Source organism: Actinoplanes sp. NPDC048791 (genome assembly GCF_040650095.1).
Taxonomy (GTDB): domain Bacteria; phylum Actinomycetota; class Actinomycetes; order Mycobacteriales; family Micromonosporaceae; genus Actinoplanes.
In genome coordinates this window covers 1-9932 of sequence record NZ_JBEZGQ010000242.1, presented here as the reverse complement: position 1 = coordinate 9932, position 9932 = coordinate 1, and the positions used below count along the sequence as shown (strand labels likewise).

Genomic DNA, 9932 nt, shown 5'->3' with positions numbered 1-9932 from the left:
GGCCGCCGCGCTGGCCGAGACCGCCCCGGACCAGGTCCGCGGGCTGTGCCGGTGGATCACCAGCGGCGAGGCCCTGACCGCGGACACCGTCGCCGCGCTGGTCGCGGCCTCGCCCGGGGCCACCGTCGTCAACTCCTACGGCGCCTCGGAGAACACCGGCGACGTGCTGGCCGGGGTGGTCACCCCGGGGGAGCCGGTCACCCTGGGCCGGCCCGTGCCCGGGGTACGGATCCACCTGCTCGACGCCGCCCTCGAACCGGTCGCCCCGGGTGCTGTCGGTGAGCTGTACGTCGGCGGTGTCCAACTGGCCCGTGGCTACCGTGGCCAGGGCGGTGCGACGGCAGCCCGGTTCGTGGCCGACCCGTTCATGCCCGGCGAGCGGCTCTACCGCACCGGCGACCTGGGCCGCTGGCTCGGCGACACGGTGGAGTTCCTGGGGCGCAACGACGACCAGGTCAAGGTCAACGGGCACCGGGTGGAGCTGGCCGAGGTGGAGGCGGCATTGCTGCGCCGCCTCGGGGTCCGCGAGGCGGTAGCGGTCGCCCGCCGCAACAGCCTGCATGCCTACGTGGTCGGCGAGGACCTCGACCCGCAGGGACTGCTCGCCACTCTGCGGGAGGAGCTGCCGGCGTATCTGGTGCCCGCGACGGTGACCGTGCTGGACGCCGTACCGCTGCTGCCCAACGGCAAGCGGGACAGGCGCGCGCTGCCCGACCCGGCCGCCACCGTGGCCGCCCCGCCGCGCACGCCGCGCGAGGCCCTGGTCTGCGAGCGCCTGGCGAGCGTGCTGGGTGTCGACTCCGTCGGCGTGCACGACGACTTCTTCGCCGCCGGCGGGGACAGCATCTCGGCCATCCGCCTGGTCAACCTGCTCGCCCGGGACGGGATCGTGCTCACCACCCAGGACATCTTCCGCACCCGGACCGCCGCCGCGATCGCCGCCACCGGCACGGAACCGGTCGCCGAGCCGGACAGCGCGCCGGCCGCCGAGGTCTGGGAGCTCTCGCCGCTGCAGCAGGGCGTCTACTACCAGGCCACGTTCTCCGACGGCGCCAGCACCTACCTCGCCCAGAATGTGTTCGACCTGGACCGGCGCATCGACGTGCCGGCCCTGGAGCTGGCCTTCGCCGCGCTGCTCGACCGGCACCCGACGCTGCGGGTCGCCTTCACCGGTGACCCGCGCCCGCTGCAGACCGTCAGCCCGAGCGTGCCCGCGGTCGTCACGGTGCTCGACGGCGACCCCGAGCTGATCGCCGCCGAGGACCGGGAACGCCCGTTCGACCTGACCGCGCCCCCGCTGGTCCGGCTCACCGTCGTACGCCGGCCCGACGGCACCGATCGGCTGCTGCTGACCTGCCACTTCCTGCTCTGGGACGGCTGGTCGCGCGAGCTGGTGCTGCGCGAGCTGTTCGCCCTGTACGACTCGAGCGGCACCCGCGGAGCCCTGCCGCTCGACGGCCCCGGTTTCACCGACTACCTGGCCTGGATCGCCGCGCAGGACACCACCGCCTCGGCCGCCGCCTGGAAGTCGGCACTGGGAGAGCCGACCATCGTCGTGCCGGAGGCCGTCGGCCGCGAACCGATGCTCTCCGACCGTGTCCTGGCCGCGCTGCCCACCGGGGTCACCACCCGGCTCAACGAGCAGGCCCGCCGGGCCGGCGTCACGCTCAACTCGGTGCTCACCGCCGCCCTGGGCCTGGTGCTGGGCCACCGCACCGGCCGCGGCGACGTCACCTTCGGCACCACCGTCGCCGGGCGCCCGACCGACCTGCCCGGCATCGAGAACGTCATCGGGCTGTTCCTCAACACCGTGCCCGCCCGGGTCACCGCCACCGGTGGCACGCCGGTCGTCGAGCTGGCCCGCCGGGCTCAGCATGACCGGCTCGACCTGGCCCCGCACGAGTACCTCGGCCTCGGCGACATCCAGCGCGCGGCCGGCCACGACCAGCTCTTCGACACCCTGTACGTGCTGCAGAACTTCCTGGCCGACGACACCTTCGCCGACCTGGAGGCCGCCCAGGGCATCGTCGACGTCGAGTACACCGACACCACCCACTACCCGCTGACCTGGGTGCTCACCCCGGGCGCGAACCTGCGGATCAAGCTCGAGTACCGCCCGGACGTCATCACCGAGGCCACCGCCCGGTCCATGGTGGACTCGCTGGTCACCGTGCTCAGGACGCTGGCCGACGACCTGGACGTCGCGGCCGGCGCGATCCCGTTCGCGGCCTCCCCGTTGCGGGGTAGCGACGCCGACATTCCAGACATCACCATCGCGGAGATGCTGGCCACGCAGGCCCGGCGCACCCCTGCGGCGGTTGCGCTCGTGGCACGGGAGCAGCAGCTCACGTACGCCGAGCTGGACGCCCGGATCGACGTCGTCGCCCGCGGGCTGGTCGCCCGGGGAGCCGGGCCGGAGCAGATCGTCGCGCTCGCCCTGCCGCGTGGCGTGGACATGGTCGTCGCGCTGTTCGCCGTGCTGCGGGCCGGGGCCGCGTACCTGCCGCTGGATCTGGACCTGCCGGCCGAGCGGCGCCAGCAGATGATCGACGACGCCCGGCCGCTGCTGGTGCTGACCTCGCTGGACGGCCTGGCCCGCGACGAGGGGCCGGTGACCCACCCGGACTTCACCGGGGACCGGCTCGACCGGCCGGCTTACGTCATCTACACCTCCGGTTCCACCGGCAAGCCCAAGGGTGTCGTCACGCCGTACCGGGGGCTGACGAACATGCAGCTCAACCACCGGGCCGAGATCTTCGACCCGACCGTGGCGCGGGCCCGGGCGGCCGGCGTCGAGCGGCTGCGGATCGCGCACACGGTCAGCTTCTCCTTCGACATGTCCTGGGAGGAGCTGCTCTGGCTGGTCGAGGGGCACGAGGTGCACGTCTGCGACGAGGAGCTGCGGCGGGACGCGACGGCGCTGGTCGCGTACTGCCACTCGCGCGGGATCGACGTCATCAACGTGACCCCGACGTACGCGCACCACCTCTTCGCCGAGGGCCTGCTCGACGGGCACCGGATGTGGCTGGTGCTGCTGGGCGGCGAGGCCGTCACCGAGGCGGTCTGGTCCCGGCTCAGCGACCCGGACGGCCCGACCGGCTACAACCTGTACGGCCCGACCGAATACACGATCAACACCCTGGGCGCCGGTACGGCCGACAGCACCACTCCCACCGTCGGCCAGCCCATCTTCAACACCCGCGGCCACGTGCTGGACAACTGGCTGCGTCCCGTCCCGCCCGGCGTCGTCGGCGAGCTGTACATCGCCGGCGCCGGCCTGGCCCGGGGCTACCTGCACGCGCCCGGCCTGACCGCCGCCCGTTTCGTCGCCGGTCCGGACGGCACCCGCCTCTACCGCACCGGCGACCTGGTCCGCGAACGCCCGGACGGCAACCTGGACTTCCTCGGCCGCAGCGACGACCAGGTCAAGATCCGCGGCTACCGGATCGAGCTGGGTGACGTGGAGAGCGCGGTCGCCGCCGTGCCGGGCGTCCGCCAGGCCGTCGTGCTGGCCCGCGACGGCAAGCTAGTCGCCTACCTGGTCGGCCCGGTCGAGCCGGCCGAGGTCCGGGCCGCGCTCACCGAACGCCTGCCGTCCTACATGGTCCCGTCGCTGTACGCCGTCGTGGCCGCCCTGCCGCTGACCGTCAACGGCAAGCTCGACGCCGCCGCCCTGCCGCCGGGCGCCCCGGTCATGTCGGCTGCCCGGGGCCCGCGCGACGAGCGGGAGAGCCTGCTCTGCGGCATCTACGCGGATGTGCTCGGCCTGCCGCAGGTCGGCATCGACGACGACTTCTTCGCCATCGGAGGGGACAGCATCTCCTCGATCGCGGTCGCCGGCCGGGCCCGCAAGGCCGGGCTGCACGTCACGCCGCGGGACGTGTTCCGCCGCCGTACCGTGCAGGCGCTCGCGGCCGCGCTGCCCGCGGCGACCGTGGAGGTCCGCACCGACAGCGGTCTGGGCGACATCGCGCTGACCCCGATGCTGGCCGAGACGGTGAAGTCGGCGACCCCGCTGGGCCACTTCTACCAGTCGATGGCCTGGCACACCCCGCCCGCGCTGACCCGCGCGCAGCTGGAGACCATCCTGCAGGCGCTGGTGGACCGGCACGACCTGCTCCGGGCCACGTTCGACGGCACCCTGCACGTGCCGCCGCCCGGCCTGCGGGCCGCCGACCTTTTCGCCCCCGACGAGGACGAGGCGATCCGGCGGCTGGACCCCGCCCGCGGGATCATGCTGCAAGCGGTCTGGACCGGCCGCAAGCTGACGCTGGTCATCCACCACCTCGTCATCGACGGCGTCTCCTGGCGCATCATCACCGGCGACCTGGCCCGCGCCTGGGCCGATGTCCGCGCCGGCCGCCCGGTCGCGCTGGACGAGGTCGGCGCGTCGTTCCGCACCTTCGCCGCCACCGGGGCCGACTACTCCGACCAGGCCGGCTTCTGGCGCGCGACCCTGGCCGAACCGGGTCCCGACCTGGGTGACCGGCCCGTGGACCCGGCCGTCGACACCGCCGCCACGGTCCGCTCGATCACCGTCAGCCTGCCCGCCGACGTGACCGTCCCCCTGCTGTCGACCGTCCCGGCCGCCATGTACGGCGGCGTCAACGACGTGCTGCTCACCGGCCTCGCCGTCGCGGTCAACCGCTGGCGTGGCCGGAACGCGCCGGTGCTGGTCAGCCTGGAGGGCCACGGCCGCACCGGCGACCTGGACCTGTCCCGCACGGTCGGCTGGTTCACCGCCATCCACCCGGTGCGGCTCGACCCCGGCCCGGACGGCGACGTCGCCGCCGCGGCCCGCGCGATCAAGGAGCAGTTGCGGGCGGTGCCGGCCGACGGCATCGGGTACGGCCACCTGCGCTGGCTGCACGACGAGGACTTCGGCCCGGCGCCGCAGATCCTCTTCAACTACCTGGGCCGCTTCGGCGCCGACGGCGGTGGCGACTGGAGTCCCGCCGCGCCGCTGCGCGAGGGTGTCGACCCGGCCAACCCGGCTATGCCGTTGGAGATCAACGCGCACGCCACCGGCGACGTGTTCACCGCGACGCTGTCCTGGCCGGCCGGCATCCTCGGCGAGGACCGGGTCATCGCCCTGGGCGAGCAGTGGATGGCCGCGTTGCGTGAGCTGGCCACTGCCGACGTCGCCGGGCACACGCCGTCGGACTTCCCGCTGGTCACGCTGACCCAGGACGACGTGGACGCGTTCGCCGACGCCACCGACGTGCTGCCGCTGCTGCCGTTGCAGGAGGGCATGTACTTCCACTCGGTGACCGCCGAGGTGGACACGTACGCGGTGCAGCAGATCGCCGAGCTGACCGGTGCGGTCGACCCGGCCCGCCTGCGCCGTGCGGTCGAGGCCGCCGTCCGCCGCCACGACGCGTTGCGGGCCTCGTTCCGCGAGCTGCGCGACGGGCGCATCGTGCAGGTCATCGCGGCCGACGTGCAGGTGCCGTGGCGCGAGTACGTCGCGGACAGCCCCGAACGCCTCGCCGAGATCGCCGCGGCCGAGCTGGCCCAGCCGTTCGACCTGGCCCAGGCGCCGGTGCTGCGGTACGCGCTGGTCTCGCTCAGCGCCACCGAGCACCGGCTGATCGAGACGATGCACCACATCCTGGCCGACGGCTGGTCGTACCCGCTGGTGTTCTCGGACGTGGTGGCGGCGTACCACGGGCGGGAGCTGCCGGCCCCGGCCGCGACCTTCCGCGACCACGTGGAGTCCGTCGTCACCCGCGACCGCGAGGCCGCCCGCGCCGCCTGGGCCACCGCGCTGGCCGGCGTGGAGCCGACCACCCTGTACCCGGACGTCACCACGGTGTCGCACCACGACAGCGCCTTCGCCGTCTTCGCCCGCAGCCGCGAGCTGGCCGAGGTCGCCCGGACCAACGGCGTCACCGTCAGCACGCTCGTGCACGGCGCCTGGGGTCTGCTGCTCGGCCGGCTGCTCGGCCGCGACCGCGTGGTCTTCGGCTCCACGGTCTCCGGCCGCGGCGGCGACCTCAGCGGCGTGGAGACCATCGTCGGGCTGCTCATCAACACCGTGCCGGTGCCGATGGGCTGGCGTCCGGACGAGCCGCTGGGCGACGTGCTGCGCCGCCTCCAGGAGCAGCAGACCGACGTGCTGGACGTGCAGCAGGTCGGCCTGGCCGAGCTCAACCGGCTGGCCGGGGTGCGGGAGCTGTTCGACTCGATGGTGGTGGTGGAGAACTTCCCGGCCGTCGAGGGCGGCGACGCCGAGGGCCTCGGCGTGCGCGGCTTCACCGGTACGGACTCACCGCACTACCCGGTGTCGCTGGTCGCCTTCCCCGGCGACGACCTGACGCTGGAGGTCAAGTACGACGCCGCGATCGGGGCGGCGGCCGCCGAACGGCTGGCCGGTCTGGTGCACCGCATCCTGGACCAGTTCGCCGACGGGCTCGACCGGCCGGTGTCCACCCTGGACCTGGGTGCGACGGCCACCGGCGGCGAGACCGTCGAGGTCCGCGACACCACCCTCGATCTGTGCCTGGACCGCCCGGACGCCGTCGCGGTGACCGCCGGCGACAGCACTCTGACCTACGCCGAGCTGGAGGCCCGCTCGAACCGGCTGGCCCACGAGCTGATCGCCCGCGGCGTGGGCCCGGAGTCGCGGGTCGCCGTCGCGCTGCCCCGCGGCGCCGACCTGATCGTGGCGCTGCTCGCCGTCATCAAGGCCGGCGGCTGCTACGTGCCGGTGGACCTGGGCGCCCCGGCCGCCCGGCAGGAGTACATCCTCGGCGACGCGGCACCGGTCTGCCTGATCGGCGACGGCGGTGTGCCGGTCGACGCGCCGGGCCGCCCGGACTCCCGCCCGCAGGTGGCGCTGAGCGGCGCGAACGCGGCGTACGTCATCTACACCTCCGGCTCGACCGGCAAACCCAAGGGTGTCGTGGTGACCCACCGCGACGTGCTGACCTTGTTCGCCGCGGCTGAGCGGCACTTCAGCTTCGGCCCGGACGACGTGTGGACGATGTTCCACTCGTACGCCTTCGACTTCTCGGTCTGGGAGCTGTGGGGCCCGCTGCTGTACGGCGGCCGGCTGGTCGTCGTCCCGCACGATGTCGCCCGTGACCCGCAGCGCTTCCGGACCCTGTTGGGCGACGAGGGCGTCACCGTCCTCAACCAGACCCCGTCCGCGTTCTACCCGCTGATCGAGGCGGACGCGGCCGAGCCCGACCGGTTGCCGCTGCGCTACGTCGTCTTCGGCGGCGAGGCCCTGGACCTGTCCCGCCTGGTCGCCTGGTACGCCCGCAACACCACCCCGCAACTGATCAACATGTACGGCATCACCGAGACCACCGTGCACGTCTCGTTCCGCGCCCTGCACCCGGACGACGTGAGCCGGCCCAGCGTCATCGGCACCGCCCTGCCCGGCCTGACCGTGCACGTCCTGGACGCCTACCTGCAGCCGGTGCCCGAGGGCGTGACCGGCGAGATGTACGTGGCCGGTGACCAGCTCGCCCGCGGCTACCTGGACCGGCCGGCGCTGACCGCGTCCCGGTTCGTGGCCGACCCGTTCGGGACGGGCCGGCTCTACCGCTCCGGTGACCTGGCCCGCTGGGAGGACGGCGAACTGGTCTACCTGGGCCGCTCCGACCACCAGGTGAAGATCCGCGGTTACCGGATCGAGCTGGGCGAGATCATCTCGGCGCTGCTGGCGCTGGGCGGCGTCTCCGACGCGACCGTGGTCGTGCGGGACGGCCGGCTGGTCGCCTATCTGGTCGCCCGGGCCGGCACCCGGCCCGACGCCGACGCGATCCGCGCGCACCTCGCCACGACCCTGCCCGACTACATGGTCCCGGCGGCGTTCGTGACGCTGGACGCGCTGCCGCTGACCGTCAACGGCAAGCTCGACCGTGAGGCCCTGCCGGCGCCGGCCGCCGAGACCCGGGCTGTGCCGACAGCCGCCGGCGAGTCGCCCGCGGTCACCACGCTGCGGGAGCTGTTCGCCGAGGTGCTCGGTGTGCCGGTGCCGGCCGACGGTGACTTCTTCGCCCTCGGTGGGGACAGCATCGTCGCCATCCAGCTGGTCAACCGGGCCAAGCGCAGCGGCGTACGGATCTCCCCGCGCGACGTGTTCGTCAAGCGCACCCCGGCCGCGCTGGCCGAGGTGAAGATCGCCCCGGCGGCTGCGCCGAGTGACGGTGTCGGAGAGGTGGCGTTGCTGCCGATCGTGCACCGGCTGGCCGAGCTGGGCGGCGGCATCAACCGCGTGCATCAGTCCGACCTGATCCGCACCCCGCCCGGCGCGACAGCGGCCCGCCTGCAGACCGCCCTCGATGCCCTGGTCGAACGCCACGACGCCCTGCGGTTGCGCCTGAGCCGCCCCGCCCCGATGCTCTGGTCCCAGGAGATCACCCCGACCGGTCAGGTCACGCTGACCACCGTGGAGGGTTTCGACGCCATCCAGCGGGAGGCCGAAGCCGCCGTCGCCCGGCTCGACCCGGACGCCGGCCGCGTGCTGGAAGCAGTCTTCTTCGACGCCGGGCCGGACCGGCAGGGCCGCCTGCTGCTGGTCGCCCACCACTTGGTGGTGGACGGCGTCTCCTGGCACATCCTCACCGAGGACCTGCGTCAGGCCTACGAGGGACGCGCCCTCGACCAGGTCGGCACCTCACTGCGGACCTTCGCCCGGCAGCTCGCCGAGGAGGCCGGCAGCGCGTCCCGTCTCGCCGAGTTCCCGCACTGGCAGCGCTCCCTGGCCCCCGGCGGCGAGCTCGACCCGGACGCGCTGACCTTCGGACTGACCGTGGGCCGGACCCGCGACCACGAAGTGCGCATCCCCGTGGACCCGGCCCTGCTCAGCGGCGACGTCACCGGCAAGCTGCTCGCCGCGCTGCACACCGCGGTCAACCAGTGGCGAGGCGCCGAGGCCGACCTCGTGGTCGACCTGGAACGCCACGGCCGTGAGCCGCTCGGCGATGCCGACCTGTCCCGCACGGTCGGCTGGTTCACCTCGATCGCCCCGGTACGCCTGCCCGCGGCGAGCCGCGACGACGACGGCCTCGGCTTCGGGCTGCTGCGCTACGTCAACCCGCGTTCGGCCGCCGCGCTGGCCCGCCTCGGCACACCGCAGGTGCTCTTCAACTACCTGGGCCGGTTCGGCGACGACACCGGGGACTGGTCCGCCGCCGACGAGGACATCAAGGTGCGGCCGGACGACGACCTCGGGACGCCGTACCTGTTGGAGGTCAACGTCTGGGCCCGCGGCCCGGAGCTGCACGCGGTCTTCACCTACGCCGACGAGGGCCTCGGGCTGGACGCCACCCGGGCGATCGCCGACGGCTGGGCGGCCTCGCTGGCCCCCGCGCAGCAGGAATGGCCGCTGTCGCCGTTGCAGGACGGGCTGTTCTTCCAGGCCAAGCTGGCCGGGGACGCGGACGTCTACCTGGCCCAGAACGCCTTCGACGTGAACTACCGGATCGACGTGCCCGCCCTGGAACGGGCCTTCGCGGCGGTCCTGCGCGCGCACCCGGCCACCCGGCTGGCCTTCACCGACGAGGGCCGCGATCAGCCGGTGGCGATCCTCGGCACCGAGGTGTCCGCGGTCGTCGAGGTCGTCGAAACCGACGAGGCCGGACTCGACGAGCTCATGGCGGCCGACCGGGCGCGCCCCTTCGACCTCGCGAAGCCGCCGCTGGCCCGCCTCACCGTGGTGCGGCGGCCCGGCGGACGGGACCGGCTGCTCTTCACTTACCACCTGCTGCTCTGGGACGGCTGGTCGCGCGAGCTGGTGCTGCGGGACCTGTTCGGCGCGTACGCCGGCCGGCCGGTGCCCGGGCCCCGCGCCGGTTTCACCGACTACCTGGCCTGGCTGGCCCGGCAGGACAACGAGGCGTCCGAGCGGGCCTGGACCGAGCGGCTGGGCGAGCCGACGATCCTCTACCCGGCGGCCGCCGGCACCCAGCCGGTGCTCG

General features: G+C 73.8%; 1 protein-coding gene. It reads left to right on the top strand.

The window, feature by feature from the left end; all coding sequences use genetic code 11:
- Window positions 1-9932: amino acid adenylation domain-containing protein (locus tag AB0C29_RS19220; RefSeq protein ID WP_360821870.1), on the top strand; the 9932-nt coding region annotated here is incomplete at both ends.